This window comes from Clostridium sp. UBA1056 (assembly GCA_002316385.1).
GTDB lineage: Bacteria > Bacillota > Clostridia > Clostridiales > Clostridiaceae > Clostridium_J.
In genome coordinates this window covers 20,934-46,177 of sequence record DCDL01000058.1, presented here as the reverse complement: position 1 = coordinate 46,177, position 25,244 = coordinate 20,934, and the positions used below count along the sequence as shown (strand labels likewise).

The 25,244-nt window shown below is 28.3% G+C and carries 27 protein-coding genes; 9 read left to right on the top strand and 18 right to left on the bottom strand.

What is annotated here, in order from left to right; genetic code table 11:
* Positions 1 to 526 precede the first annotated feature (526 nt).
* From B3W71_RS15645 to B3W71_RS15630, 4 genes are all read left to right on the top strand, one after another.
* Positions 527 to 1,531, top strand: a complete 1,005-nt coding sequence (locus tag B3W71_RS15645) for a type II CAAX endopeptidase family protein (protein WP_346889876.1) — start codon at positions 527 to 529, stop codon at positions 1,529 to 1,531.
* An 18-nt stretch (positions 1,532 to 1,549) separates the two neighbouring features.
* Positions 1,550 to 2,026: a GNAT family N-acetyltransferase gene (locus B3W71_RS15640; RefSeq protein WP_346889875.1), complete on the top strand. Its 477-nt coding sequence runs from the start codon at positions 1,550 to 1,552 to the stop codon at positions 2,024 to 2,026.
* A 130-nt stretch (positions 2,027 to 2,156) separates the two neighbouring features.
* Entirely contained in the window at positions 2,157 to 2,960 is an 804-nt protein-coding gene (locus B3W71_RS15635) for a class I SAM-dependent methyltransferase (RefSeq protein WP_346889874.1), read from the top strand.
* A 323-nt stretch (positions 2,961 to 3,283) separates the two neighbouring features.
* Positions 3,284 to 3,871 (top strand): hypothetical protein, encoded by a 588-nt coding sequence (locus tag B3W71_RS15630; RefSeq protein WP_346889873.1) that lies wholly within the window; start codon positions 3,284 to 3,286, stop codon positions 3,869 to 3,871.
* Between the two features lie 216 nt (positions 3,872 to 4,087).
* Here the strand turns inward: B3W71_RS15630 and B3W71_RS15625 are convergent, their stop codons facing one another.
* Positions 4,088 to 4,267 (bottom strand): hypothetical protein, encoded by a 180-nt coding sequence (locus B3W71_RS15625; protein WP_346889872.1) that lies wholly within the window; start codon positions 4,265 to 4,267, stop codon positions 4,088 to 4,090.
* Between the two features lie 384 nt (positions 4,268 to 4,651).
* On the opposite strand from B3W71_RS15625, the gene B3W71_RS15620 reads away from it, so the two are divergent.
* From B3W71_RS15620 to B3W71_RS15610, 3 genes are all read left to right on the top strand, one after another.
* Positions 4,652 to 5,002 (top strand): SdpI family protein, encoded by a 351-nt coding sequence (locus B3W71_RS15620; RefSeq protein ID WP_346889871.1) that lies wholly within the window; start codon positions 4,652 to 4,654, stop codon positions 5,000 to 5,002.
* A 98-nt stretch (positions 5,003 to 5,100) separates the two neighbouring features.
* On the top strand, positions 5,101 to 5,433 hold the full coding sequence (locus tag B3W71_RS15615; RefSeq protein ID WP_346889870.1) for a DUF3784 domain-containing protein: 333 nt from the start codon (positions 5,101 to 5,103) through the stop codon (positions 5,431 to 5,433).
* Between the two features lie 130 nt (positions 5,434 to 5,563).
* Complete coding sequence (locus tag B3W71_RS15610; protein WP_346889869.1) at positions 5,564 to 6,202, top strand: hypothetical protein; 639 nt, start codon at positions 5,564 to 5,566, stop codon at positions 6,200 to 6,202.
* Positions 6,203 to 6,400: 198 nt separating this feature from the next.
* Here B3W71_RS15610 and B3W71_RS15605 read toward each other — a convergent pair whose 3' ends face one another.
* From B3W71_RS15605 to B3W71_RS15570, 8 genes are all read right to left on the bottom strand, one after another.
* Positions 6,401 to 6,931 (bottom strand): signal peptidase II, encoded by a 531-nt coding sequence (locus tag B3W71_RS15605; protein WP_346889868.1) that lies wholly within the window; start codon positions 6,929 to 6,931, stop codon positions 6,401 to 6,403.
* 480 nt (positions 6,932 to 7,411) lie between these two features.
* Positions 7,412 to 7,561 (bottom strand): hypothetical protein, encoded by a 150-nt coding sequence (locus B3W71_RS15600; protein WP_346889867.1) that lies wholly within the window; start codon positions 7,559 to 7,561, stop codon positions 7,412 to 7,414.
* Between the two features lie 169 nt (positions 7,562 to 7,730).
* Positions 7,731 to 7,877 (bottom strand): hypothetical protein, encoded by a 147-nt coding sequence (locus B3W71_RS15595; RefSeq protein WP_346889866.1) that lies wholly within the window; start codon positions 7,875 to 7,877, stop codon positions 7,731 to 7,733.
* A gap of 49 nt (positions 7,878 to 7,926) precedes the next feature.
* Positions 7,927 to 9,276 carry an ABC transporter permease gene (locus B3W71_RS15590; RefSeq protein ID WP_346889865.1) on the bottom strand — a complete coding sequence of 450 codons (1,350 nt, stop codon included), beginning with the start codon at positions 9,274 to 9,276 and terminating at the stop codon, positions 7,927 to 7,929.
* Position 9,277: 1 nt separating this feature from the next.
* Positions 9,278 to 9,940 (bottom strand): ABC transporter ATP-binding protein, encoded by a 663-nt coding sequence (locus B3W71_RS15585; protein ID WP_346889864.1) that lies wholly within the window; start codon positions 9,938 to 9,940, stop codon positions 9,278 to 9,280.
* A 28-nt stretch (positions 9,941 to 9,968) separates the two neighbouring features.
* Positions 9,969 to 10,193 (bottom strand): helix-turn-helix transcriptional regulator, encoded by a 225-nt coding sequence (locus B3W71_RS15580; protein WP_346889863.1) that lies wholly within the window; start codon positions 10,191 to 10,193, stop codon positions 9,969 to 9,971.
* A gap of 14 nt (positions 10,194 to 10,207) precedes the next feature.
* Complete coding sequence (locus B3W71_RS15575) at positions 10,208 to 10,696, bottom strand: DUF2975 domain-containing protein (protein WP_346889862.1); 489 nt, start codon at positions 10,694 to 10,696, stop codon at positions 10,208 to 10,210.
* 547 nt (positions 10,697 to 11,243) lie between these two features.
* The gene (locus tag B3W71_RS15570; RefSeq protein ID WP_346889861.1) at positions 11,244 to 11,495 is read right to left on the bottom strand and encodes a kinase to dihydroxyacetone kinase; all 252 of its coding nucleotides are present in this window, start codon (positions 11,493 to 11,495) and stop codon (positions 11,244 to 11,246) included.
* Between the two features lie 603 nt (positions 11,496 to 12,098).
* On the opposite strand from B3W71_RS15570, the gene B3W71_RS15565 reads away from it, so the two are divergent.
* Complete coding sequence (locus B3W71_RS15565; protein WP_346889860.1) at positions 12,099 to 13,082, top strand: M28 family peptidase; 984 nt, start codon at positions 12,099 to 12,101, stop codon at positions 13,080 to 13,082.
* Positions 13,083 to 13,769: 687 nt separating this feature from the next.
* Positions 13,770 to 14,228: a hypothetical protein gene (locus tag B3W71_RS15560; protein ID WP_346889859.1), complete on the top strand. Its 459-nt coding sequence runs from the start codon at positions 13,770 to 13,772 to the stop codon at positions 14,226 to 14,228.
* Between the two features lie 345 nt (positions 14,229 to 14,573).
* Here B3W71_RS15560 and B3W71_RS15555 read toward each other — a convergent pair whose 3' ends face one another.
* The 9 genes from B3W71_RS15555 to B3W71_RS15515 all read right to left on the bottom strand — a co-directional run bounded on the left by B3W71_RS15555 (position 14,574) and on the right by B3W71_RS15515 (position 24,975).
* Positions 14,574 to 15,332: a class I SAM-dependent methyltransferase gene (locus B3W71_RS15555; RefSeq protein WP_346889858.1), complete on the bottom strand. Its 759-nt coding sequence runs from the start codon at positions 15,330 to 15,332 to the stop codon at positions 14,574 to 14,576.
* A 91-nt stretch (positions 15,333 to 15,423) separates the two neighbouring features.
* On the bottom strand, positions 15,424 to 15,867 hold the full coding sequence (locus B3W71_RS15550; protein WP_346889857.1) for a GNAT family N-acetyltransferase: 444 nt from the start codon (positions 15,865 to 15,867) through the stop codon (positions 15,424 to 15,426).
* A gap of 805 nt (positions 15,868 to 16,672) precedes the next feature.
* Entirely contained in the window at positions 16,673 to 17,344 is a 672-nt protein-coding gene (locus tag B3W71_RS15545; RefSeq protein WP_346889856.1) for an ABC transporter ATP-binding protein, read from the bottom strand.
* 12 nt (positions 17,345 to 17,356) lie between these two features.
* Positions 17,357 to 18,787, bottom strand: a complete 1,431-nt coding sequence (locus tag B3W71_RS15540) for an ABC transporter permease (RefSeq protein WP_346889855.1) — start codon at positions 18,785 to 18,787, stop codon at positions 17,357 to 17,359.
* Between the two features lie 173 nt (positions 18,788 to 18,960).
* Entirely contained in the window at positions 18,961 to 20,430 is a 1,470-nt protein-coding gene (locus tag B3W71_RS15535; protein ID WP_346889854.1) for a HAMP domain-containing sensor histidine kinase, read from the bottom strand.
* Positions 20,420 to 21,082 (bottom strand): response regulator transcription factor, encoded by a 663-nt coding sequence (locus B3W71_RS15530; RefSeq protein ID WP_346889853.1) that lies wholly within the window; start codon positions 21,080 to 21,082, stop codon positions 20,420 to 20,422. Before B3W71_RS15530 ends, B3W71_RS15535 begins: the two co-directional genes overlap by 11 nt.
* Positions 21,083 to 21,277: 195 nt before the next feature.
* Positions 21,278 to 22,849: a glycine betaine ABC transporter substrate-binding protein gene (locus B3W71_RS15525; protein ID WP_346889852.1), complete on the bottom strand. Its 1,572-nt coding sequence runs from the start codon at positions 22,847 to 22,849 to the stop codon at positions 21,278 to 21,280.
* Between the two features lie 4 nt (positions 22,850 to 22,853).
* Positions 22,854 to 23,978: an ABC transporter ATP-binding protein gene (locus tag B3W71_RS15520; protein WP_346889851.1), complete on the bottom strand. Its 1,125-nt coding sequence runs from the start codon at positions 23,976 to 23,978 to the stop codon at positions 22,854 to 22,856.
* 370 nt (positions 23,979 to 24,348) lie between these two features.
* Positions 24,349 to 24,975 (bottom strand): TrkA C-terminal domain-containing protein, encoded by a 627-nt coding sequence (locus tag B3W71_RS15515; protein WP_346889850.1) that lies wholly within the window; start codon positions 24,973 to 24,975, stop codon positions 24,349 to 24,351.
* Positions 24,976 to 25,244 lie beyond the last annotated feature (269 nt).

The following is a 25,244-nucleotide window of genomic DNA, read 5'->3' as shown; positions in this document are numbered from 1 at the left end:
CTATTGCAGTATAGTACTTAGAAGATGAATATTTATCTTTTTTGTTTACAGTATAATAGTTCTAATTTTAGTATTTTTGATATGAGCCTTTGGGCTTGGATGCCTATATTATTATTCTTAATATCAGCATTTGTATATGGTATTAGAGTTATAAGCGCACTTAAAAAATACAAAGCTAAAATGAAAGAACAATTGCAATAAAGTAACTAATATGATTTTGCAAATAGAACTTACTCCTACAAACTTATGCGAGTAGTGAGTTTCCTATTATGAAGAATAAATATAGTGGTATTAAATGAAAAAACCTTACTTGCAGTGGTTACGTTGAACCACTGCAAGTGAGGTTTTTACTAAAATTAGATAAAAGAAATTTAATTTAGTCATAATGAATTACGAAGTAATTATGGACTAACCATATACAAATTATGTATAATAAATATATAGTTTAAGGAATAATTTGTAAGATGAGGTGAACTCTGTTTATAAAAACTGCTATTTACATTAGATTTGGGAGGTAGTAATAATTATGAGAGAAAAGAAAAATTTATTAATTTTTGTATTAGTTGCTATTGGTGTACCATTTTTGATGGGAATACCAATGTCAATAGTTCATGGGAAAGGGATAGATGTATCAATATTTGGAAATGCGCAGATGTTTTATCCAGCAGCTGGTGTAATATTATGTTATGTGATATTTAATTGGAAGGATGGGCTGCTTCCAAAGAAATTCTTCATTTCCTATTTGACTTTGACAGGAATGATGATGGTATGCTCATTTAGTCTTATGTTTTTTGATGTTATGAAGGTAACTACAATTTTTACAATAGTTATTTCTGTTGGAAGCATTGTTGTAGGAATATGTTATCTTACAGAGAAGAAGGAAAACAGAATCGCTTATCATATTAATGGTGGACATTGGAAAGTGTCCTGGCTTATGATTGGATTATTTGTCGTTTTATATACTTTAAGAATAATTATATGTTGTATGATAGATGGTTCAATTGGAACAATCGTTTCAAGGGATACACTGCCCATGCAGATTGCATTTTTTATAGCACTTCCATTCAGCTTTTTCTCTGCATTTACTGCTTTCTTTGGTGAGGAATATGGATGGAGAGGATATCTACAACCGATTTTAATGAATCGATTTGGTAGGAGAAAAGGTGTATTACTGCTTGGTATCATATGGGGATTATGGCATTTACCACTGGATCTGTTCTTCTATGCCCCAGAGACTCCATTTTTAAGTGTATTGGGTCATCAAATTACTTGTATAAGTCTTGGAATATTTTTCGCATATGTTTATCTAAAAACAGAAAATATTTGGAGTGTGGTATTGTTACATTTCTTAAATAATAACTTGATTCCAGTATTTACTGGAAGTGCAAATATTGCAAATTCAGTAATAACCATAAAGGATATTGTGATTTTATTTGTCGTAAATTTTGTTATTTTCTTACCATTCCTACTTTCCAATGTATTTTCTAAAAAAACAGAAAGCGGGAAAGAACAAATAAAAGTGAATATATAATATGGATATATAGGAGATATGAAGATGCTAAAAGTAATTCAAATCACAAGTGAATTTGTAGATATTATTCAAAGTATCCAACGAAAATCTTTTATGCCATTGCTTAATAAATATCATGATTACCACATTAATCCTGCAATGGAAAGTGTAGAATCAATTAAAGAAAAAATCGACAAAGCTAATACAACTGCTTATATTTTTCAATTAGATAATGTTAATGTTGGATGGGTTAGAGTGACTGAGTTAGAAGATAACACATGTAAAATTTCTTGTTTATGTATTCTTCCAGAATATCAGAACAAAGGAATAGCACAAGAAGCATTAAAAATAATAGAAAAAAACCATTCCAAATCACTTAAATGGATTTTAGATACAATCCATGAAGAGAAGAGAAATTGTTTATCTATACGAAAAGCTAGGCTATACCAGAACTGCAGAGGTAACGAGAATAAACGAAGATATGTCCATTGTTGGTTATGTAAAACATATGGGTAATAAATAATTCAAAAAAGGTATCATAATATTATAGAATAATGGGCTTTGTTTTAAATCAATGTTGATATATTATTACCAGAAAAGTGGACAGGAATACTATATTTAATAAATTGAAATGAAGGTGTAATTAATGGATGATATTGAAATAGTTAAAAACTACTATGATAACAATGTGCGAATGGAATGGGAAAGACTTGACAAATATTATGTAGAATTTGAAATAACTAAAAGATATTTTAATAGATATATTATTCAGGGTGATAAAGTCTTAGATGTTGGTGGTGCCCCAGGAAGATATTCTCTATATCTTTTAGAAAAAGGCTGTGACGTAACTCTTATTGATTTATCCCCCAATAATGTTAAGTTTGCAAAAGATAGGGCTGCAGAGCAGCATTTAAATCTTAATGCTATATCAGGGGATGCAAGAAGTATAACAAATATTGTTAATGATAGATTTGATCATATTTTGTTGATGGGTCCACTTTACCATTTGTCTGATAATACAGATAGAGTAAATATTATTAATTCATGTTTATCTCTGCTCAAACCTAATGGGATTATATACATCAGCTTTGTATCGTCAAATGCCAGAATTATTTATACATTAAGAGATAAACCTGAAAAGATATTAGATAATAAAGTTATACAAGATTGGCAATATTTTATCGACGGAACTGACTTTTGCGGCGATTCCTTTACAAAGGCTTATCTAATTAACCCTAAAAATATCCTGCCTTTTATGGAGCAATTCAACCTTGAAAAACTTCATTTATTTTCATGTGAGAGTATTCTTGCTCCATCCATGGATTTATTAAAACAACAACCTAAGCAGATAGTAGGTAAATGGATTGACTTTGCAGAAAGAGTATGTGAATCTGAAGACCTGTTGAGTTTTGCTGAACATTTAATGTATATTGGACGTAAAAAGGTTTAGTTTTCATCATCTTCAAGGCATACTTAAGATGGTGATTAAAAGCTCACCGGTGCTTTCCCAATGTCATCAACTTAAGAATAGTTGGTTATGTAAAACATATGGATAATAAATAATTCAAAAAAGGTATTATCATATTACAGAATAATAGGATGTCAATAGACATCCTATATAATTATTCGGATACTTACATAAATTGTTCAATAACAAAATTATAAACTAAATGTTATCCTCATGTATATATTTTACAATTAATATGAGTAACTAAATAGTTACTCAAGTATAATATATAACATCAATCAATATATTGGGAGGAATATATAATATTGTTTAAAAAGGTTTTAATTTCACTAATCTTATTTATTATAGTCTATATTCTAATAACCAATAATTATATTTATAATACTAACGATTGGAATAATCTATCTCCTTTGATAGTTGATAATAAACAAATTAACGAAATAACAAATAAAATTAAAATTAATGAAAGTGAAGTTAATATTATTCAGGAAAAATTTAATGATAAAATAAAAGGGTTTTCAGTAGAAGAAGTTACAGAAAGTAACCAAGTTTATTTATATCCGGTATGTAGCTCTCATGCAGGAAAAGATGGAGTTGTAGAATTAAGCAAAATAGATTTTCAAAACTTTTTCTTTTCAAATATCAACAATGATAAGAGATTGAAAAAAAGTTTTGAAGAAGCATTGAATATTAAATTGAATGTTAATCAAACTAAAGATATTAATCAAGAATTTAATATTGATTCTAATAATAATATTAATGTTAATACTTATATTGTCTATAAGGTTTTTAATATTCAATTGAGTAAAAAAGGATTACTTAATAAACGTATAGTAATAGATTCTACTATTGCTCTAGCTTATGAAATTGTATTTGATGTAAAAGAATACTAAGCATAAGTATTCTTTTTGTAGGTTGTATAATAAGTATTATCAGAGTATATCTTTAATTTGTTTTTATAAAGTCTGTGTCACCCCTTTGAGGTCGTTAAAAAATGGAGCTAATGTATTTATTTGAACTGAATACACCTATAGCCACCTTGTATTTTTTCTGAAATATTTAATCAAAGCTAGATTAAAATGTTGCCTATATCCCGATAAAATAAAATTTTAACCCACTGATTTTTTATTTTTACAATGAAGTGAATAATCTAGTAATCCTCCTATTAACATGCCTATAATTATAAATAGATACATATTTGACATTTGATTCATTGCAACTGCGATCGCAGGTCCCCAGCACATACCTAATGTCATAAATTTACAAGAATGTTTCTTATTTTTTTTCATGATACTCTCCATTTCTATATGAATATATTTACATCATAGTATAATTATAATGAAATTAATATAATTATACCATGCCTTCAGTAAATAAATCAAAAACTATGATAGCTTTAATATATTATTTATTAACTGCAATAGCTATTGTAGTTATTGCAGAAATACACTTAATGAAGCTATTTAATATGGATGGAAATCAAGTCAATTATCGAGATGTAAATTATTCATGGCAGTAGGAACGCAATTATCCTTTCAGCATGTTTTTTTAGCGGTATAAATGTGACAATAGCAATGAGCATTATTGTCTTTTTACTAATGATTGGTATATTCGTTACTTCATATACATCTTATAAAAAATATATTTCAAAATTTATTGTTAGGAGGATAATTATGATTACAGGCCTTTTTGTTTTTACAACTATTATTTCGTTGTCATTTGTGATTATAGGAACGTTATTATTAAAGCATCCGCCCAAAGATATTAATTCTACTATTGGATACAGAACTAAAAAATCGTCAAAAAATCAGGAAATATGGGATTTTGCTCAAAGATCGGCAGGAAAAGTATTTCTGATTACAGGAATAATTAATTTTGCTGTGTGTTCCTTAATAATTCTATTGTTTGTAAATAAACAGAACGTAGAACGCATGTTTTTAGTATTAGCATATTGTCAAATTGCAGAGTTCTTTGTTGTAATATTGATTACAGAGCTTAAACTAAAAAAAAGATTGAGAATATGAATAAAAATATTGAAAAATAGGTATTTATGATTGTAATAAAGTTATATGGTATGTGGTTATGTATCATTAATTTCGTATTTATTAATAGGAGGTAGAGAATGAGCATATATCAAATAGGATTATTAAATATAACTCTAGGATTTTTTATAATTTTAATTGTTCTCGAAGTAGTTAATCCAGAAAAGGGTATTAACTGGATAAAGTGGTATCACTCTCTTAATGAAGAGGAAAAGGAAAAATATAACCCTAAGATAGCATTATCAAGAATCAAAAAAACATGCTTTATAGGCTGCGTTATTGGTGTAACCGGTTTTGTGCTATCTTTAATAATTAGCAGAGCACTGGCTATACTAGCTTTTCTATTAATAATAGTACTATTATTAGCATCTATAATATATACTGTTCCTAAAAGTAGTCTCAAAAATCTTTAAAATCCATCGGGTAGAGTAGTTCTTGTTATAAACCTCAATATTTTCATACAATATCCTCATTTGGTAAAATATTTACAAAATGTGAATGTGTTATATAATATAGGTAGACTAATATTAAGGGGGATACAACGTGGGAAAATTAAAATCAGTAATGACAAATAAAATAACTATAGGTATATTGTGCTTTATTTTAGGTGGAATTATTTTTGGAAGAACTTCTGGAGTAAATATAACTCAAGAAAGATACTCTCAATTATTAGAAATGGAGAAAAAAGTTCTTGCTGCTAATACAAATGATAGCAAGGAGGAGGCAAAGGAAGATAACACTAATAAAAATACTACTAAGGATAATCCAAAAGAAAGTACAGAGTTCAAGGTAGGTGAAACAGCATATTTAACTGATGCTAATGGCGTTAAAGTAATGTCATTAACTATTGATGGTGCAAAATTAATAGAGAAAAGAAATAGTTATTCAGATAAACAGGCTGATAAGGTTGTTGAAATAGACTATACTTATGAGAATATTGAAAGTGAAAAGAACTTAAATATATTTAGTTCTCATTTTAAGATTTATGACGCATCTGGTAATGTATTAGAGACATACCCAGCAGGTGGTGATAAACATCCGCAAGCGATTAGTAAGGGTAAGAAATGTAGTGCTAATATGTCGTTTGCACTAAATAATGAATCAAATGAACTAGAAATAGAGTACTATGAAAATATGTATAACAGTAAACCAACAGGAAAATTTAAGATAACATGTGAATAGTTCTACAATAAAAAGTGAAGAGAAATTAAAGTCTAGGAATTAAAGTCTAGGAATTAAATTAAATCCTAGACTTTTTTAGTTCTAAAATTTCCTATCAAACTTATATTTGTAATGTCTAATGATGTATGAAAAGGTGTACCTTTAAAAGAAATGAAAAATAGCTAATAATTCTTATTCTTTCAATGATGTAATTTATATTTATGATTTTCGTAGAATATATTTAGTAAAATCTTTTACTATATCATCATCAATTTGGTTTAAAACTTTGTTTTTTAAGAGCAATGCTAAGATTAGCAATCCCATAAAAATATTAATATATACATCTTTTAAGTCAAAGGTAAAAAACCCATTTACTAATATGTAATCTAAACTACCATTCCAAAAAATCTTGTCAATTAATGAACATATAGCACCAGAAAATATAAAAGCATACATAATATTTATAGTTTTGTTAGGTCCAAATTGCTTATTTAGATATTTATAAAATAGATATATTAATATACTCATAATTGCTACTATTGAAATATGTATCCATTTACCGATCCCTAATTGTAACATAGAATTAAACCATGAATAGTCTCTATTGAACATAGGCTCAAAGTATAGCAAAGGCGGCAGTATAGGAAATTTTTTGTCAAGAAAATTGTTGTTAATTACTATTTTAATAGCCTGCTCTATTGTTACTAAAATAAGCACTGCTATACATGTCTTTTTGTTTTGAATTTTCATATTTATTCTGCACCACCTAATATAAACAATCTTAACATAATTTACAATAACTTATACCATAGGGTATTCTTTTCATCTATTCCACCTATCTTTTCTTCCTTATGCCTAAAGCTAAGATTCTATTGATATGTATATTATAATCACTATAGGCCCTTTAAGCAATGTAATGTATATATTACTTTTTAGTGAAATTTAAATAGTACATAGGCTATAATGAGCCCATGTACTATTCTTTATTTTATCTCTATATTTATTTTAAATGTAAATGGATTAAAATCTGAACTAGAATATAGACTTCTATATTTAAAATTTAATGTTGTTTTATCTATATTTAAAGCTGTAAGTGTGAAAATTTTTCTACTATATGACATACCAGTACTGTTTACAGACACTTTTTTAAAATTATTATACTTATGTTTTCAGGAATTTTAATATTTGACTTTACTAGATATTCAGATGATTAGATGAATACACTCGCCTTTATTTCTTTAATTCAGATACTTGATTTTTAATTGAATCATTTTCTTTAATAGTAGTATTAATCTTTTTATCTAAATCAACTAAATGCTTTTCAATATCCTCTAATTTTTTACAAATCACTTCAATCTTATTCAAAGTAAGTAATCCCATAAAATCCACCTCCCAATTTATTATATGTTCTTAATCTATTTATATTAATCATGACTCCATAGATGCTTAATAAGTTAAGAGTTATGGCTAAGAAATATAGATATAGGAAATGTAGACTTCAGGTTTCTTTCTATTTCACTGTTGCACTATATTCTTAAATAAGGAATCTTTAATAAAGTGCGTAAGATGAGGCTGTTGCACTTAGTGCAACAGCCTCTAAATAAGTAAGAAATAATATAAACTTTACGACATTATTAGTTATTATAAAATGAAATCTATGAGATACATCCTGAATTAGGCTTTTAGCCTTTGTCATTTACTATCTTCCATAATAGATTGTCCTAAATTGCAAGTAAATGTTAATTTTATTCGTATCTTAAGGACTCTACAGGATCAAGCTTTGAAGCTTTATTAGCAGGATAGAAGCCTGCAATGACTGAAATTAATATAGCAAATCCCATAGTCCCAAGAACTAACCAAATAGGAGTAGAGAAAATATTAGGAACATTATTAATTCCCTTTGATTTCAAGAAACTATCTAAGAATACTTTAATAATTTGAGTATTTACTAAACTAAAAACTATACCTATTAATCCTCCTATAAACCCAATGGCAGCTGATTCTACAATGAACAATCTTCTTATGTCGCCTCTAGAACATCCTAAGGCTTTCATTATACCAATAGATCTTGTTCTTTCATATATAGCCATAGTCATAGTATTAATTACACCTATAGAAGCAACAAATACTATTATTACACCTATTACTGCTAATACAGCATTAACTACAGTGAAAGTAGCTTTAACATTTTTAATCATTGATTGTATACTTGTAGCTCCATAGCCCATTTTAGTGATTTCATCTGAAACTGTTGAAATATCAGATATATTTTTTACTGTCACTTCTACTTTATCTGCTCCATTTTCTTCGTAAGAATTTTCATTTAAATTCAAGTAACCAAGTAAGTCTTTTGCATCATCCATAGAAACTATTAACTGCTCACTATTAGGAAATGCTTCTCCTACTACGCCTACAATCTTAAAGTTCTTAACTAAAGGGTCCATCTTTGGTATCCCAGACATATCTGGTAACTTAGCTGTTAAAGTGATTTCCTTTCCAACAGCAGATTCAGCATCAGTAATACCTAATTTATCTAATAGTTTTTTACCTACTAATATTGAGTTCTTATCTTCCTTTTTAAGCATTTCACCGTAGATAATTGGTTGTAAATCTTCTTTCTTTTCTTTAATTCTTACTGCTTCTATATTATTCTCAGTAAATATCGGATAGTTTAAATCATATGCCAAAATAGCTGTATCCTTTATCTCTTTATCCATAAGCTTTTTCTCAATAGATGGTATATATGTATAAACGCTTATGTCTTCAACCTCTTTAATCTCTTTAATTTTATCTAAAGCATTCTTATCTATAATCTTAGGCTCTGATTTTGATTGTTCAGAAGAATTTTCTCCTTCTTTATTGACTTCTAACTTTACACCATCCTGCTCTGTCTTATAAGGAGTTACATTAATAACATTTGCAGAAGCATTAGCTTTCAAGTTATCTTCTATAATCTTTTGTACCCCGACTCCAAGACTTACCATAAGTATTATTAACATAGTTCCTATGGAAACCGCAAAAGAAGTAAGAAAAGTTCTCGTTTTTCTTCTATTTAAATTTCTAAATGCTGTTTTTATACTATTTTTCAGTTTCATATTACACCTCCACCTTACCATCTTTAATTTTTATAACTCTATCTGCATATCTTGCTTCTTCCATGTTGTGTGTTACCATAACAATGGTATATCCTTTCTTTTTAAAACTAGTAAGCATGTCCATAGCTGCTGCACCTGATTTAGAATCTAAATTTCCAGTTGGCTCGTCCGCTAAAATTATTTTAGGATCATTTACTAAAGCCCTAGCTATGCTCACTCTCTGTCTTTGCCCTCCTGAAAGCTCTGTAGGTTTATGCTTCATTCGGTCTCCCATACCCAAGGCTTCAAGCACTGATTTAGCTTTCCCTTTCATTTCTTTATCAGATACTCCTGCGATCATAAGGGGCATCAAAACATTTTCCAGTGCTGTAAGAGTAGATTCTAGATTAAAGGATTGGAATACAAATCCGATTTTTTCATTTCTAAATTTAGACATTTTCTTGTCTTTAAACTTACTAATATCCTCACCTTCAATGATTACCTCTCCTCTTGAGGGTCTATCTAATCCTCCTATCATATTCATTAGGGTGGATTTACCTGAACCCGATGGCCCAACTATGGCAACAAACTCACCTTTTTCTATATTTAAACTAACATCGTCTAATACAGTAAGTTTCTCACTACCAATATTATAAATCTTACTTATATTTTTAATATTTATCATATTTTATCTCTCCTTAATTATAAGTTTTTTATTTCAATCGCTCATCACCTTCATATACGTACTCCAAGATATCTCCTGGTTGACAATCCAAAGTTTCACACAATGAATCTAACGTAGAAAAACGAATAGCTTTTCCTTTGTTATTTTTTAAAATCGAAATATTAGTCATAGTTATATCAATCTTTTCCGAAAGCTCTGTAGAGCTAATTTTTCTTTTTGCCATCATTACATCTAGATTTACTATAATAGGCATAGAAATACTCCTTTCTATATTGTTTTATCATTTTCATCTTTAATTTCTATAAAAATTCTAAATAGTTGTGATAGTACTAGGAATAAAAATCCTATAGTTAATCCGATAAAAGTAACTATAAAAATAGGACCGAATAAAAGAGCATTCTTTAAAAAAACAGTTGAGTGCTTTACATATGTTGCGCCTATGATAAAAATAATTATTTCACTAAATGAACAGAAAGAAATTACTTTTAAATAGCCCACAATATTAAGTGAAAAAGCATTATTTTCTGCAATTAACTTACAGATTTTCTTTAGATTAAATATAGCCATAACATATGGAACAGCACATATGTAAATACAAATTGAAATTTTTATCACTAAATTAGTATCTATTAAAGAAAATCTACTTTTTAAGAAAGCAGTTGTAACAAGTGGAGTTGCAAAAAGCATTAAAATAGTAATAAATAGACCTAGAAATACAAGACAATTTAAAATTTTATAATTTAAACTTTTTTCCATTTTATCAATCTCTCCTTTAACTTTATAATGTTATAATAAATAAATTTTTATTGTTTGTCAATAAAAATTTTATTCTAAAGAATATTTATTTATTCTATATTAATTAACAAAAGCCCCTAGTTTAATTAATAGTAATGACTGATATAGTTACAATGAACTATCCATAGCTTAAACAGACTAACATGTAAAATCCATGCTTTGTTTCACCGATATGACCTTAATACCTTCAGAGATATTCCATATCAATACCATAGGCACATTATACCCATGTAAATAAGAAACGATACCATTGCATACTGTAAGCACTCCACTAGTATTGATGTACAGATGTGTGAAGTACTTCGTAAAATATATTGCTAATCTTATATGAAATATTGAACATGTATTTTAATATTATTGTTAGTTAAAATATGCCCTCATTGTAAAAGTAGAAATACAGCTACTTTTATAAAAGAAATAAAAAATACACCTCCAAATGTTAAATATGATTTATATCACATGTTTAACATTTGGGGTGCACTTCAGTTATAGGTCTTATTAAAGTTGTTTAGCCTTGAAGACCATTGGTTTGTCGTTCCATGTTTTCTATAACAATGTCATGAATATCACCTAATGAAGCACAATACTCAAGCACTTTCCATGGAGTATTTGTGTGAAAATGTATTTTTATCAATTCATCATCTCCAACTGCAAGTAAACAATCGCCCTCAATGTTTTTTGTAATGTACTCGTTGATTTCATCTTCTGAAAGATTTTCCCCCTCAATTAATAACTGTGTATCAAATCTGTATTCAATCATAATTAATCTCCTTTTCTGTTTTGCAAATTCCTGTTTATATATTAGTTAAGCAAAAATCTAACGCACAATATAATACAAATATTCGTTAGTTTATATACTCTATTATACATAACCTATGGATAATCAATCTAGTAAATATTTATAAATTATTATATTCACACGAATATCGACTGTCTTCTCTTAAAATCACTTATCTTAGTATCGTTATAAGGTACATTATATTAAATTATAAACACATATAAATATTAATCCATTTTTATAATAAATACATTCAATAGTGATATTTCCTACATCTTTAAGATTTACATGTGCTATTTTATGTACCTTCATTGTAATATACTTTGTGATATTACTTGTAATTTTTATGTAACAATATATGTACCATATATGTAACTTAAATTAATTAAATTCCCAGTTTACCATTATTAAATAAAGTATCAGTAATCTTAAGTTTTGACATCTCTAGAGTCTCTAGAATATAAGTTAAGCTAATTTTTATCTGTTTTAATCATAGTAAATATTTTTAAATTCTATTTATAATTTTTCTCCATATAATTTGTTATATAACTATAATTTATTATGGTTTTTATAACCTAGGAGGAGGTGCTTATTATTAAAAAGAAATTATTACTTTTAACTGTCTTATGTGCTTTTGTAGTATTAGCATTTGCTTTATTTATAAATAAAACTGATTCCCATATTTCTATTAGAAATGAACCTATCGAAAATATGAAATCCATAGTAGAAAATTTATGCTCAGATAAATTTGAAGGTAGGCGAATTGGAACTGATGGAAATATTTTAGCTGAAAAATATATAAATGGCATATTTAATTCTATTGAGTTAGAGCCAATTGGAGAAAATGATTTTTATTATGATTTTCCATACACCCAACGTTTAACCCCCAATGGAGAAGGGAAAATGAAGTCGGTAGACGTAACTGCTAACAACGTAATTGGGAAGATAAGCGGTACTGATAATAATAAAGCAATTATTCTATCTGCTCATTTTGATCATATAGGCAAAGAAAATGATGATATTTATAGAGGTGCTGTTGATAATGCTTCAGGAATAGCTACCTTAATACAATTAGCTGTTTATTTGAAAAATGACTCTTTAAATGGCCCTTTTAAATATGATATTGTATTTGCTGCATTTAACGGTGAAGAATATGGATTAATTGGAAGTAGAGACTTTGCTGATGAAATAGCTAATTTATATGATGATATTATCAATATAAATATTGATTCAGTAGGATATAAAGATGGAGGAAACATAGCATTTTTTAATACTTTTAATATCTGGAATGTATTTAATAAAGTAGATATTAACAATAATTATATTGATTTAATGAGTAATATTAAATCATCCCTTAATAAATATGGCATAAATGCAATTGAAAAAGATTTACTAGTAGGAAGCGATGATATGTCTTTTCAAGCAAAAGGTTATACAAGCATTTCTATTTCAGAAGAAAATATTAAAAAAGTTATTCATACCACAAATGATACTGCTGAAGTTATAGATTATAGTAGATTAGAGAAAATAGTATATTCACTACAATACTTTATTAATAATTATATATAATACTATCGTAGTGTGAGCTATCATAAGGTCATAAGAGCTACCTTAAGGCTCTTTTACTAAAAAATTAGTTATATATTTCTATTATTTAGCCTTCACTCATAACACTTACCACTATTTATCATTAGCTGAAATAACAATAACAATAATTTAAAATTATTTTAATAGCTACATAGTTACAAAAAAGTTTCTATATCCTAATATATAGTATCCCAAAATATGTTATAATAGTATAAAATTATGTGAGGAGTTTGCCTATGAATATATATAAAATATTTAATGTTATTGTTTTATTAATAAGTGGTTTCCTTTTAATATTAAGTAAGGAATTTGGTGTTTTATGTATAATTATTTCATCAACGCTTTTAATACTTTGGACAATTCTTTTTGTACAAAGAAAAACCTAAATAAATTACCTAATGATTTATTTAGGTAATTTATAATTTTATATACTCTTCAAAATTTATAAGGAATCTTTAACTTCTATAGCTGAAGTTTCTAATTAGTTCTTCCATGCATTTAGCCCTCATAGTCCTCTTACTTCTTCATTTTCAAATATATACATACTATATCCCTTTAAGCTAAGCATATTTATTACCTTTTTAGGACGATAACCTGATATAATGAAAATTATGTGTTATATTACAATATAGTAATATATATCTTGCTAAAGAGGAGGATATTTTGTTTATGCGCAAGAACAATTTAGTTATTACACCTATATTTATATATACTTCAATATTATCTATAATTTCATTCGTATTTATGAATATTATTAATCATTTTATTTATCATAGAGTATTAGATTCAGGCTTTTACTACTCTGCATATTCTTTTATAATTATTATTAGTTACTCATTACAAAAAAAGAAGTTATATAAATTTGTACCCATCATTTTAATAGTTATAGTAACATTACTATTTGGGATTAATAGACCCAACTTTACTTATAAACAAGCAATCGAAATAATCCAAAGTGAAGAAAATTTAGAACATATAGATATAGATACTAGCAATATGCTATTGCTTAATTCTCCTAATATCTGTATAAATAAAGCATATGTTATAGATATGAAAAAAGATGGACAAGTAATTAAATATGTGTTTGATCCTATTAGTGGGAAATATTATATTTCCAATTTATTTTAATTTGTGGTGATTTTACGAAAACAAAAATTATTTCTATGATGTCGGTAGCTACATTATTAGTGCCAATAACTGTATCTACGAGTATAGATAAAACTTATATTAATAAAAATAGTCAAAGTGATGAATAGATTACTACTAATGGTATTAATTATACAATTGTAGAGAATGAAGCATTAAGACAGTATTTGAAATGTATAAATTTTTATGGGAAGCCATTTTTGAAGTGACCTCCAAAAATTAAACACTGTAAATAAGAAGTGTATAATTAAAAGGTTGGTGCATATAATTTTGACTTCCCTTAATTCATCTTTTAAAGAATAATTCGAATTATTTCATATAGAAATATTACTTTATTTTACAAACATACAACGCTGTTTCATAATCAAAGTTTACCATTCCACTTTTATTGTGTTTTTCGAATAGAAGTTTAAACTCTGAAAGCATGGTACTAAATATTGTTTCTTCCTCACTAGGAATGTATGAATAGGATAATAGATCCCCTTGTAGTCTCTCTAAGTCAAATATCTGAGGATTCTCGAATACCTCTTTGTAAATTGCTTTTGAATCAAGGAAATCTACCAAATTTGTATTAAGTGGTTTACTGACCTCACTCTCAGAATATTTTCTAATTAATTCTACATATCCATTCATAAATTCACTACCAGGTTTTCTTCTATTATTGATTATTACTATGAATCCATCGGGTTTCAATATTCTAAGAAATTCTTTTTTTGTTTCTTCTGGCTCAAACCAATGAATTGCTTGTCCACAAACAATTACATCTATTGATTCCGATTCTAATTTAGTACATTCAGAAGAAGCATCTATAGAATAAAAATTTGTATAGTTATATAAATACCTTTCTCCTGCTCTTCTCATATCTTCGTTAGGCTCTACACCATATACTTTATTTCCATTGTCCAAAAATAATTTAGAAGAAATACCAGTTCCAGAACCTATATCAGCAACAATAGATTCTTTTGTAAAACTTGTATTTGTATTTAGAAATTTTATTATATCATTTGGATAGTTAGGTCTATATTTTTCATAATTTTCCACACGATTGCTAAACCTTCCTTTAGGATTAAGTTCCAATAAGCTCATGTTATTTCCCCCTAAATTAATATACTTTAATAGCTTACATACCGATAGTCATTATAATAGGATATTTATAAATAATTCATTTATAGCTTTTCTATTTTTGTTGCATATATAAGGTATTAGGATAAAATCCAAGACTCCTATAAAAACATATCGTTGATTCATTCTCTTGGGATACAGTTACCCCAATCACTTTACAATTCATTTCCTTCATCCATTCTATGTGTTTGGATGCAAGTTGCCTCCCGATTCCATTACCTCGATTACTCTCATCAACATGCAGTGATTGAAGCTCTCCCGTTCCATCCACTATGGTTGATATACAATATCCTATATATTTATCATTGCTTTTAGCCACAGTTATTTTCATTGTATCTTTATTGAACATAGAAAAAGCCTTTATTCTTTCATCAAAGTTAATGGAGCGATATGATTCTTTAAAGTATTCTGAACTATTCTGATGATATAACCTATTCTTTTCCCAAAGGTTCTTGATAATATCAATGTCATTATAAGAAATATCGAAAATTTCACTCATAATTATCTTCTCCTTAATATATTTATTGCGTATAATTTTTACAAGCGTGTACTAAATTATAGTGTATCCATATGATAATTATAGCAAAAATTCCATTATAATGTATATATCTAACTATACAGAATAATAATTATAATTTTATGAATATTCATGATATAATAATGGTAAGTTAACCCTAATAAGTAAACTTGAGGGGTTGATTAAAATCAAAGAAGTGAATAGGAGAGGATTATTATGCGTGCATTATGCATAGCCTCCTTTTGTAGATTAATATAATTATTGAATCACATGAATGAAATAGCTCTCGAATTATCGAGGGTGTTTTGTGATTAATAAGTTAATCTACAGGAGGTTTAATGATAGAACACTAATTGTTATTACTCGCCAGTTTACTGATTCTAAAATAGACAAATTTAGCAAAGTTCATATCATTTAATAAATATTACCCTTTTTACAATTGATATAATATAATACGAAGTTAAGGGTTTAACAGTTTAATATCAATGAGATAATTATGTAACAAAGAAAACTTGGAATTCTCCTATGGCATTAGTAGTAGACAAAAAATTCATCGATACATTTCTAAGATGGTATTAATATTAGAATCATACCTACATGCAAGTGAATGTCACCATAGCATGAGAGTAAGATATTAAAGATTACGAAAAGGAATCAGATTAATATTCTGATTCCTTTTTTATAAGACGACTGGTAATATTTTAAGATAAATTTTTTATTAAATTGGAAATTTATTAGTTTCATTAACATCACTTATCATCTTTGGATAATAAATTAACAAAAGTCTTTAAGCTATAACAAGTTTTCCATTCTTAAGTTTAAGTTTAACATCTGATTGAGCTGCTACATCGTTTGAATGTGTAACAACAATAATACATTTGTTGTTTTCATGAGCCAATGTTTTAAATAGGTTTGTTATATCAATGGCTGTGTCATGATCAAGGTTTCCTGTAGGTTCATCAGCAAAAATTATATCTCCTTCTGTAGCTAATGCACGAGCTATTGCAACCCTCTGCTGCTGTCCACCGCTTAGCTTTAATATGTTTCTATTGGTTTCCTCCTTTGTTAAACCCATATTTTCTAATAAATCATAAGCCTTATGTTTTCTATTTTCTATTTTATTTTTAGTTATTTCCATTGCTGTTAAAACATTTTGTAAAGATGTCATATAAGGTATAAGATTGTAGGATTGAAATACTATTCCTATATTTTTATTTCTAAAGTTAGTTAATCCTATATTATTAATATTCTCACCACTAAATAATATATCTCCTGATTTAGGTGTATCCAAGCCACTAATTAAAGAAAGAAGTGTTGTTTTACCTGACCCAGAGGAGCCTAATATAGTATAAAACTTTCCTTTCTCAAAGCTGAAATCAACATTATTTAAAATAGATACTCTTTTTGAAGCATCTTGATAGTGATAACTTATATTTTTTAATTCTAATATTGCACCCATTTTTATACCTCCTTATTCATTTTTAGATAAAATCGTTTTTGGATTAAACCTAATTATTGATATTGCTGGAATAGCTGTTGCTAGAATTACGATTAGGAATCCAATTAAATATAATTTTTGAAGATCCTTTGAATTTACACCAACATCAATTTTATCTATAGCATCAACCTGTTCGTTCATTGTTCCTCCAGGTCCAATTGCAATCGCTCCTCCGATTGAAGGTTGTGAATTTTTCTGATTTTCAGTGGCCTTTATTTCATTCTGTAATAGGTTATTACCTATTTTCTGTGCTACTGCATTCCCAGTAAATGTTGATATACTAAAAGCTATGCAAGCAACAATCATGGTCTCTACTAGCAATTGACTAACAATTTTAAATCTGCTTTCTCCCATAGACATTAACACACCAATTTCATATCTTCTGTCCTTAAGTGATAAAATTATTATGAGTGACAGAATTGCTGCTCCTGCAATGGCAACTATAATAACTATAGTTTTTGAAAATGATCCAACATTTTCGATAGGTTCCATCATCTGCTTATACAAAGAATCCTTTGCATCTAGTTTATAATCTTCTAAATTTATACCTGAAGCTTTTACATCATTTTTGAAGCTTTCAACATTCATAGGATCATCCATATAATATACAGCATTTTGAATAGTATCTGTTTGCTCAGATGAGGAAGAGTCCAATTGTGATGTAACTGAATTAGGCACATATATTTTATTATACGGACTTAAAAATGGTATAGAATCCATCATAGGATCTGATTCAATTTTTTCAGCTGTATATATTCCTACCACTTCTAATTCTACAGTATTTTTCCCTTCTAAACTTTTTACTTTTATTTTGTCGCCAAGCTTTAAATTGTTCTTATCTGCTAGTTTTTTCTCTATAACTGCTACATTTTTTCCTTGATCGCTTTCTGTTAAGTTTCTTCCCTCAATGATCTTACTTTTTCCTTCAGTAAAGTCAGGAGAGAGCTCTGTATATAAATTACCCTCTAATGATACATCTGGCTGAGCCATATCTGCGGGTCCACCAAATGATACCTGTGGAGAATTCTTATCATCCTTCTTATCATCTTGTTCTTTCACAACGGGTTTAAAATTCTCTGACGAAACCATTCCTGAGGATGAGTAATTATATGCTTTAACATGTTCTAAGTCTTTTAATTTATCTACATCTTTAATAGTTAGTGGAGTTATGTCGATTTTACCACCTTTATTACCTGATTTAGACATTGCCTTTTCAAAATCAACACTAAGAGATACAGCCCCTCCAAGTTTTTTTCTAGCAAATTCACCTGATTTAACAGTAGCAGATCGTATTGCTAAACCAGCAAGGACCATATTTGCTATAACACTTAAAATTACAATTAATATTATAGTTTTTACTTTTCTTTTAGTAACACTTAATATTGCTCTTTTTATAAAGTTCATTGTTCTTCCTCCTATTTTTAATATTTAGGCATATGAAAATAAATAATAAGTCAAATAGACGATCATTCTAGCTTATTTATTTTTTGAAGATGCCTTATTACATTATTAATTGTAAATTTGTATTGTGTAGTTACTGTGAAGTCTAAGTGTTTTTAGCATGAAAAAACAGAAGCTTAATTGCTTCTGTTAAAAATAATTTTAAAACAAACTCCTGACTCGGTATTGCTCAGTCTATATTCTATTCCATGAGCCTCAAATATTGTCTTTACAATATATAACCCTAAACCAGTACCTCCAGTGCTTCTGTTCCGAGATTTTTCTATACGATAAAAAGGATTAAAGAGCCTTTCTAATTCAGTTTCATCTATATGTACCCCTGTATTTTCAACAGTTAGTACTACCTTATTTTTTTCTTCCCATAAGTTTATAAAGACTTTCTCATTTCTCGCTGAATGGGTAATTGAGTTATTAATAACATTAGATATTGCCTTTTTAATTAGTTTTTCATCAGCCTGAACATAAACTTCTTCAGATATATTTAGAATTAAATTTATACCCCTTTCACTTGCAAGACAACTGAGGGTTTTAAGAGAATTATTAACTAGATAATATAGATTTATTTCTGTATATTGCGGCCTAAAATCATGAGATTCTAATTTTGATACTTCAAGTATTTCTTTTACCATTAACTCCATATCCTGCAAAACTATTAAAGATCTATTCATATATTTATCTCTATCCTTATAAACTCCTATATTGCCAAGCATACCTTCAAGCTGACCTTTTATTATTGTAATTGGAGTTTTTAATTCATGTGAAATTGTAGCAGTAAATTCTCTTCTTTTCCTTTCAATTTCCCGTTCTCTTTCAATATCATCTAAAAGCTGTAAATTAGTATTTTTAAGTTCATTCATAGTATACTGCAAATTAGAGGCTAATTCATTTAAGCTTAAGGCGATTTCTCCTATTTCATCATTACTCTTTACCTCACAGCTTTTTTCAAAATCTAAAGCTGCCAGATGTCTAGCTGCATTATTTATTTGAAGTAAGGGCTTAGTAATTATTTTTGAATATATAAAGGCTCCTACCACTGATATAATAAGGACTACAAGGCCAATTAAGGGTAGTAAATTAAAAATAACCTTTGAAGCTTCGTCTATTGGCTGCAGCGGCACTATAACATTCATAGTGTAGCTTTGATTATCATTTAAAAAAGTTATCTGTCTTGAAATCATATAGGTAGAAGGAGGTTGATTATTACCCTGAATTAAAATGCTACCTGCTTGGGATATACTTATGGATGAATACGCATTAGCTATACTACCTTGATCTAATATAGACATTCCTATCAAATTAAATGGTAAGTATACAGGCCTTCCTAGACTATCCTGTATAGTCAAGCTAACAGTATATTTAACATTAAACTCATCAAAGTATCTTTTAGCGTCATTAATTGAAAGCTTTGAAACAGTGCTTTCTAGTTTATTCAATCCTGTTTCAATATTACTTTTTTTATATTTATAATAATAGCTTGGCAGTAAGAAATATAGTATTAAATATATACAGATTGTTGAAGTAATTAGCAATATTGATGTGATTTTAAAAATTTTAAAAGTAATACCTTTTTTTGTACTATTTTTCAAGTTTATAGCCAACACCTCTAATCGTTTTAATATAATCAATCTTTAACTTGCACCTTAAATTTTTAATGTGAGTGTCAATAACTCTAGCATCTCCATAAAAATCATAACCCCATAACTGATTCAATAACACTTCTCTGGTTAAAATTCTGCCTTTATTTTTAATAAATATCTTGAGGAGTTCAAACTCTTTAGCAGTAAGCTCAATATCTTTCTCACTAACTGAAACCTTAAAGCAGTTGACATCAATAAGGATATCTTCAAAACTCAGCCTTGCTTCCTCATCTATAGCTTTTGTTCGTCTAAATACTGCTTCAACTCTCTTAATTAGAAGATTAACTGAAAACGGCTTCGTTATGTAGTCGTCTACTTCTAGTTCAAAACCCTTTATCTGATCTTGTTCCTCTTCTAGAGCAGTTAACATTATTATTGGGACTTTAGATGTCTTTCTAATAATTTCACAAACAACAAAACCATCAATCTTTGGAAGCATTACATCAAGAAGTATCAAATCAAATTTATCTGAATTAAATTTTTCAATGCCTTTTAATCCATCCTCAGCTACTTCAACAACATATCCATTTGCAAGCAAAAACTCACATATTATTTCCTGTATGTCTAAATCATCTTCAATTACAAGTATCTTTTCATTCATGCTTTCACCTTCCTATATCAATTATTATAAGGTATGATTGTGTTTTTTATGTGAAGTCAGAAATTAAAAGTATAGCTTATTGCTGTGACTTATATTAGCTCCACTTAAAAAAGATGATTCCTGTTCAATACAGAAATCATCTTCTAATTTAAGGCACTCTTTTTTAGTTTTCTTGACAGAGGTTACATTTTTTATTTATATTAGTCCCTGCTCCTCTAAGAATTCACGTGCTACATCAGCAGGGTCAATTTGTAATTCGTCAACCTTATAATTAAGCTCCATCATAACAGTATCATTAAGAACAGTTGATAGTTCTTCTAATATAGGAACTATTTCTGGAAATTCTTCAACAGTTTCACCTCTAACTATAGGCATTGCATAATAAGGTGGAAAAAAATTTTTATCGTCCTTTAATGTTTTTAATTCAAACTTTTTCAATAAACCATCTGTTGCAAAGGCATCTATTACATCTACTTTGTCATTGACAAGAGCAGTATATCGAGAGGAACCATCAAGTCCTATGGAATCATTAAATGTAAAATTATATTCTTTAGTTAATCCAGGAAGTCCATCATCACGATTTAAAAATTCAAGAGTAGTTCCAGACTTTAAATTACTTGCAACACGTGAGAGATCACTGATGCTTTCTAAATTATATTTCTTAGCTGTTTCTTCTTTAACAGCTAGAGTATAGGTATTGTTGAATCCCATTTGGTTTAAAACTTCAATATCATATTTTTCTTTGAAATCATTTTTCACAGTGTCATAGACTTTTTCCACATCACTTATAGGTTTATAGCCTAAAGTATCTCCATAAGCTGTCCCACTATATTCAATGTATAAATCTATATCACCAGATTTCAAAGCAGAAAAGCATACTTGAGTTCCACCAAGATTTACTTTACGATTTACTGAAATATCAGTGTTTTCTTCTATTAAATCAGCAACCATGTGACCTAATATAATTTGTTCACTATAATCTTTACTTCCTATAGTAATAGATTTTGAGTTAGTATTAACTTTGGTAATTGAAGAAAATACAAATACTAAAATAATAAAAATACTTGAAATTACTAATAATCTTTTTTGAAATTTACGAGTTTTAATCAAATCTTTTTTAGTAGTAGATTTAACTTCTTGCAAACTTATAGGAGTTACTAGTTTTTCAACAGTACCAGCTAAAAAGTCTACAACTAAAGCAAGTAAACAAGCTGGGATTGCACCGGCTAGGATTTGATTATTATTTACAGTTCTTATTCCTGAGAACACAAGATAGCCTAAACCACCTGCACCTATAAAGGCAGCAATTGTCATTAATCCTACAGCAGTAACAGCAGAAATACGAACTCCAGCCATTATAATAGGTAGTGCTAGTGGAATTTGAATTTTTGTTAGTATTTGAAATTTGGTTAACCCAATTCCTTTTGCTGCTTCAATGGTCTGTGGATTAATGTTAGAAATTCCAGTATATGTGTTTTTAATTATAGGTAATAAAGAATATAGAACTACAGTTGTAACTGCTGGAAGAGTTCCTATACCTAAAAGTGGTATAAAAAGTCCTAATAAAGCCATGGTAGGAATAGCTTGAATAATATTTGTCATTCCAAGAATAGGTTTATTTAACTTTTTCACATAAGAAATAAGAATTCCTAAGGGAACACCGATTAAAATGGCTAGGCCAACTGAAATTGCAGTAAGTTCGATATGTTCAATCAATAATGAGATAATTTGAGTTTTGTTTTGCAAAAAGTATTCAAAAATATTCATATTACTACGCCTCCTCTTCTATATATTGCTGGCTAAGCGTTGTAACAAGACTACTTTCTGTGATTAATCCAATAAGACTACCGTTATCATTTAAAACGGGGATTGTTGAAATGCTATTTTCATTTACGCTTTTTAAAACATCGATTATAGTATCATCAGGGGAAACATAAGTATAATTATCCTCAAGAATAGAACTAACCTTAATTGACTTATCATCGATTAATCGTATTTGTTTTCCCTTTACAATACCTCGTAGTTTTTTAGATTTGTTATCAATAACCATTAAACTGTCAACTTTATATGAACGCATCTTTTCTATGCATTTAAATATTGATAGGTCCTCAGAACAAGTTATAGGATTTTCTATCATAATATCTTCAGCTTTAATAAATTCAGGAGATGCCCATATTCTTTTTTTACCAACAAACTCTGAAACAAAATCGTTCACAGGATTCTTTAGTATATTTTCAGGAGTGTCATATTGAATAATCTCACCTTTATCCATTATACATATTTTATCAGATATTCTTACAGCCTCGTCCATATCATGAGTTACAAACACAATTGTCTTTTTTAACTTTGATTGCAAGCTAACAAGTTCATCTTGTAAACTTGAACGAGTAATTGGGTCTAAAGCTGAAAATGGTTCGTCCATTAATATTATATCTGGATTTGTAGCGAATGCTCTTGCAACACCTACTCTTTGTTGTTGACCACCACTAAGTTCTGTTGGGTACCTATCAAGAAATTTATTGCAGTCAAGACCTACCATATCCATTAAATCATAAGTTCTTTGAGTTATATCTTCAGTACTTTTGTTTTGAACTTTAGGAATTAGTTCAATATTTTCTCTTATGGTCATATGTGGAAATAGACCTGTCTGTTGAATAACATAACCAATGTTTCTTCGAAGATCTATTACATTTTTCATACTAATATCTTCACCATTAATGTAAATTTTACCTGATGTTGGTTTTATAAGCCTATTAATCATTTTAAGTGTAGTTGTTTTTCCGCAACCACTTTCACCTATAATGGCTACTAATTGTCCTTCTTCAATCTCAAAAGTAACATCTGAAAGGACAGTAGCATTTTTAAATTTTTTTGAAACTTTTTCGAATTTTATCAATATAAATCCTCCTTTCAAAGTAACAACTCAATACTATCATTAAGTTGTTACTTTGTCAAATTCCAAATATAAACAGAATTTTTTGAAGAAGATTGGAGTATTAGAGCGGCTAGTCATCGGATAAACAGAATTCTTTACTTCATAGGAGTTTTTTCCCACTGAAGCTTAGAAGTCGTTATCCAGGGTCGTAGCTGCTCTTTACTCACACTTTGAAGAAGATGTGAGTATTAGAGCAGCTAGTCATCGGATAAGCATGACAAATAGACTATCTTAAATAATTATCAAATCTTCATTCAACATTCTGATAAAGACTAATTAATTATTTGAGATAGTCTGTTAAATTGTATTAATTTATATAAAGTAAGTTTATTTATGGATATATATATTTTTTAACACGATCAATACAATTTTCATCTCCAATAAAATAAAATATATCATTTTCTTGAAAGGTCGCGTATGGGCCAGGAGACATGAGTAAAGAATCGTTTCTTCCTATCGCAATTATTGTTGCTGATGTGTTATGCCAAAAGTTTATATCTGATACCGATTTGTTAATATAAGGTGTAGCAGATGTTATTTCTATTTGAAATGGAATAAATGGATTTACAGAGCGAAATCTATCAGTTTTATCAATTAGGTCAGAAAGACGCCCATAAAGAAATTTAATTTCTTTTTTTTGTCTCTCAACACTATCAATAATATCTTCCTTTAGATTATTTATAGTTGTAATGTCATTATATTGTTTAATAAATTTAATGGCATTTTCATAGGACGTTATAGTAACTCCACTTCCCTTTGAAGTATCCACAATATTTAAATCGGATAATACACAAATAGCTCGTCTTGCTGTTTCAGATGAAACACCATATTGACTTGCAAGAGAAGACCTTGCATAAATCTTATCACCAACTTTATAATGACCGTCAGCGATTTTTGCTGCAACATCTGCAGCTATTTGTTGATACCTGGGACTTGTTATTTTAATTTTATTTTCCATAGCAATTCTCCTATAATATATTTTTCAGTTAGTTTTAATTAAATTTCCAGTATTAAAATCTACTACAAATATAAAAAGATTACTGGAAATTTAAATGCTTGTACTGGATTACTCCTAAACGTCAATATCTATAAATAAAAATTGGTGTAGGGCTATTTAAATTATAACACAATTTAATTTAAACATAACTTACTTATGGTAATCGAGTATACATATCATAGCTATATACTATGATTATATTATTGCTCTAAGTTATGGAGAAATCACAG

Coding starts and splice junctions, on each gene's coding strand:
- B3W71_RS15545 (WP_346889856.1), bottom strand. CDS start 17,344: ATGGGTGCAATATTAGAATTAAAAAATATAAGTTATCACTATCAAGAT.
- B3W71_RS15605 (WP_346889868.1), bottom strand. CDS start 6,931: ATGAAAATTCAAAACAAAAAGACATGTATAGCAGTGCTTATTTTAGTA.
- B3W71_RS15640 (WP_346889875.1), top strand. CDS start 1,550: ATGAAGATGCTAAAAGTAATTCAAATCACAAGTGAATTTGTAGATATT.
- B3W71_RS15570 (WP_346889861.1), bottom strand. CDS start 11,495: ATGATTGAATACAGATTTGATACACAGTTATTAATTGAGGGGGAAAAT.
- B3W71_RS15645 (WP_346889876.1), top strand. CDS start 527: ATGAGAGAAAAGAAAAATTTATTAATTTTTGTATTAGTTGCTATTGGT.
- B3W71_RS15550 (WP_346889857.1), bottom strand. CDS start 15,867: ATGAGTGAAATTTTCGATATTTCTTATAATGACATTGATATTATCAAG.
- B3W71_RS15625 (WP_346889872.1), bottom strand. CDS start 4,267: ATGAAAAAAAATAAGAAACATTCTTGTAAATTTATGACATTAGGTATG.
- B3W71_RS15595 (WP_346889866.1), bottom strand. CDS start 7,877: ATGACAAAGGCTAAAAGCCTAATTCAGGATGTATCTCATAGATTTCAT.
- B3W71_RS15580 (WP_346889863.1), bottom strand. CDS start 10,193: ATGCCTATTATAGTAAATCTAGATGTAATGATGGCAAAAAGAAAAATT.
- B3W71_RS15620 (WP_346889871.1), top strand. CDS start 4,652: ATGATTACAGGCCTTTTTGTTTTTACAACTATTATTTCGTTGTCATTT.
- B3W71_RS15600 (WP_346889867.1), bottom strand. CDS start 7,561: ATGGGATTACTTACTTTGAATAAGATTGAAGTGATTTGTAAAAAATTA.
- B3W71_RS15540 (WP_346889855.1), bottom strand. CDS start 18,787: ATGAACTTTATAAAAAGAGCAATATTAAGTGTTACTAAAAGAAAAGTA.
- B3W71_RS15615 (WP_346889870.1), top strand. CDS start 5,101: ATGAGCATATATCAAATAGGATTATTAAATATAACTCTAGGATTTTTT.
- B3W71_RS15575 (WP_346889862.1), bottom strand. CDS start 10,696: ATGGAAAAAAGTTTAAATTATAAAATTTTAAATTGTCTTGTATTTCTA.
- B3W71_RS15525 (WP_346889852.1), bottom strand. CDS start 22,849: ATGAATATTTTTGAATACTTTTTGCAAAACAAAACTCAAATTATCTCA.
- B3W71_RS15585 (WP_346889864.1), bottom strand. CDS start 9,940: ATGATAAATATTAAAAATATAAGTAAGATTTATAATATTGGTAGTGAG.
- B3W71_RS15555 (WP_346889858.1), bottom strand. CDS start 15,332: ATGAGCTTATTGGAACTTAATCCTAAAGGAAGGTTTAGCAATCGTGTG.
- B3W71_RS15635 (WP_346889874.1), top strand. CDS start 2,157: ATGGATGATATTGAAATAGTTAAAAACTACTATGATAACAATGTGCGA.
- B3W71_RS15515 (WP_346889850.1), bottom strand. CDS start 24,975: ATGGAAAATAAAATTAAAATAACAAGTCCCAGGTATCAACAAATAGCT.
- B3W71_RS15590 (WP_346889865.1), bottom strand. CDS start 9,276: ATGAAACTGAAAAATAGTATAAAAACAGCATTTAGAAATTTAAATAGA.
- B3W71_RS15560 (WP_346889859.1), top strand. CDS start 13,770: ATGCGCAAGAACAATTTAGTTATTACACCTATATTTATATATACTTCA.
- B3W71_RS15530 (WP_346889853.1), bottom strand. CDS start 21,082: ATGAATGAAAAGATACTTGTAATTGAAGATGATTTAGACATACAGGAA.